Here is a 2,715-nt window from a genome sequence, read left to right as displayed (position 1 = left end):
TTAAAATTGTAAAACATATAAAACTGCACGCATATGCAACGATATATTTTGGTAACAGGTGGAACAAAGGGCATTGGCCGGGCAATTATCGAACAGTTTGCCAAAGAAGGATTCCACATCATTACCTGTTCCCGAAACGAGAAAGACCTTCAAAAGTTAAAGCTTGAAATAGAGCAGAATTATACGTTCTCTAAAGTGTTTTATCAGGAAGCAGACTTAAGTGAGCGCGGATCATTACAGAAATTTAAAAAATATGTTGATGAGCTAGGGGTGCAAGTGGATGTACTGGTGAATAACAGCGGCTTGTTTATTCCGGGCAAGATAACAGAGGAAGATGATGAAGCACTGCCGTTCATGATCAATACCAACCTGTACAGCTCTTATTACATGACAAAGGCCTTTGTACATAGTATGATTGCCAGGCGTTCAGGCCACATCTTTAATATGTGCTCTACTGCAAGTATAACGCCGTACATCAACGGTGGGTCCTACTGTATTTCTAAATATGCCATGTATGGTATGACCAAGGTGCTGCGAGAAGAGCTGAAGGAGCATAACGTGCGTGTAACAGCCATACTTCCGGGAGCTACTCTTACTGCCAGCTGGGAAGGGGTTGATCTGCCGCCGGAGCGTTTTGTAAAATCAGAGGATGTTGCTATGGCAATTTGGAGTGCTTATACCTTATCAGAAAACAGTGTAGTGGAAGAGCTGCTCATCAGGCCGCAGCTAGGAGATCTTTAATTGATAAGCTGAAATCTGAATTGCGCGTAAGGCCAAGTGAATGCAGGAAAATAAAGGTATAAGTACAATCGTTTGGAAAATCCTGTAATCCTATTCATGCGATCACTCATGCACTCATTCAAAATCAAACCTACACAACTATGGAATTAAAAGGAAAAATAGCAGTTGTAACCGGAGTTAGCAAAGGTATAGGCTTAGCCACTGTTGAAGCTTTATTGGAAAAAGGTGCTAAAGTAGCTGGTTGGGGACGCACAAAACCTGACCTGGAGCATCAGAATTTTCATTTTTTTGAGTGCGACGTGAGGCATCATGAGTCGGTGCAGCAAGCATTTGACAACACCATTGCTACGCTTGGTAAACCTATACAAGTCTTGGTGAATAATGCAGGCTTGGGAATAGCAGGTTTGCTGGAGGATATGAGCCTGGACGACTGGCATACTATGTTTGAAACCAATGTAAATGGCATCTTTTACTGCACCCGCTTAGTCGTGTTGGGCATGAAAGAGATGGGAGAAGGACATATTATCAACATATCCTCTATTGCAGGCACCACAGGAGTAGCACAAATGTCAGGCTATTGCGGCACCAAACATGCTGTGCGTGGTATATCGCACTCCCTCTACAAAGAGGTGCGCGACTATGGTGTAAAGGTTACCTGTATCTATCCGGGTTCGGTTAATACTAGCTTCTTCGATAACATAGATACCGTAACAGTTAGCGACAACATGATGCGGCCGCAAGATATCGCCTCTACCATTCTGCACGCGCTGGAGTCACACCCAAACTACCACCAGGTAGATATTGAGGTGCGCCCATTAATGCCAAAAGGCAGAAAGCAGAAGTAGCACCAAGTATGGCTCGGCTTTTGTAGCTTTGCACCAAATAATGACGGCTGATTCATCTCTCATTCGTCATCATTCATTATTCATTTAAAGAATGTCTGTAGAAGTTAAGAACCTTTCTAAAATTTACGGCACACAGCATGCAGTGGATGATATTTCGTTCACGGTAGAGCAGGGGCAGATATTGGGTTTTCTGGGGCCAAATGGTGCCGGAAAGTCCACTACCATGAAAATTGCTACCTGCTTTCTGCCGCCAAGTGCCGGTACAGTGGTAGTGGCTGGGCATGATGTAGTGCAGGACCCAATTGCCGTGCGCCGTAATGTAGGTTATTTGCCGGAGCACAACCCGCTGTACCTGGATATGTATGTGCACGAGTATTTATACTTTGTAGCCTCTGTTTATGGCCTTAAAGGTAAGCTTGCCAAAGCACGTGTGCAGGAGATGGTAGAGTTGTGTGGCCTTACTTTGGAGCAAGGCAAAAAGATAGGGGCGCTATCTAAAGGATACAGACAGCGGGTGGGGCTGGCGCAGGCGCTGGTGCACGACCCGCAGGTGCTTATACTTGATGAACCCACTACAGGTCTTGACCCAAACCAGATCGTTGAGATACGCTCGCTGATTAAGCGCATCGGGCAAAATAAGACGGTGATTTTCTCTACCCATATCATGCAGGAAGTAGCGGCTATTTGCGACCGAGTCATCATTATTAACCGAGGCAAATTAGTAGCCAACAGTGATGTGGCAAGCCTGCAAGCCGGTGGCAGAAACGATAAGACAACATTGGTAGAGTTTGAAGCGCCTGTAGAAGTGGAAGCGCTGCAGAACATACAAGGGGTTGAGAAGGTGGAGCTGGTGCAGGGCTTTACCTACCGCATTACCTCCAGCAAACAAGCAGATGTGCGCTCCAATGTTTTTCGCATAGCCGCTGAACGCAACTGGCCTCTGGTAGGTTTGCGTCAGGAAGAGAACTCACTGGAAAAAATATTCCAACAGCTCACGAAGTAAGAATGAATTAGAAATTCAAAATTAGAAATTAGAAATGCATGAAATTAAAGAGCTGTGTAAGCAAAGCAAATTGCAGGCATTGTAGCCACTCAATTTCTAATTTCTAATTCATGATTTTTAATTGAA

At 44.7% G+C, this 2,715-nt stretch carries 3 protein-coding genes; all 3 read left to right on the top strand.

Annotated elements, in window-relative coordinates:
- Window positions 1-33: 33 nt before the first annotated feature.
- Window positions 34-741 (top strand): SDR family oxidoreductase, encoded by a 708-nt coding sequence (locus ACFQ2O_RS21045; protein WP_377532754.1) that lies wholly within the window; start codon window positions 34-36, stop codon window positions 739-741.
- Between the two features lie 140 nt (window positions 742-881).
- Window positions 882-1,586, top strand: coding sequence for an SDR family oxidoreductase (locus ACFQ2O_RS21040; protein ID WP_377532752.1), 705 nt, complete (start codon window positions 882-884; stop codon window positions 1,584-1,586).
- Window positions 1,587-1,677: 91 nt separating this feature from the next.
- Window positions 1,678-2,589, top strand: coding sequence for a gliding motility-associated ABC transporter ATP-binding subunit GldA (gldA, locus tag ACFQ2O_RS21035; RefSeq protein WP_377532750.1), 912 nt, complete (start codon window positions 1,678-1,680; stop codon window positions 2,587-2,589).
- Window positions 2,590-2,715: the final 126 nt, after the last annotated feature.

Origin of the sequence: Pontibacter rugosus (genome assembly GCF_042678745.1) — a bacterium.
GTDB classification, from domain to species: domain Bacteria; phylum Bacteroidota; class Bacteroidia; order Cytophagales; family Hymenobacteraceae; genus Pontibacter; species Pontibacter rugosus.
Note: the sequence above shows the minus strand (reverse complement) of the source record. Positions and strands in the feature narration are given on the sequence as shown.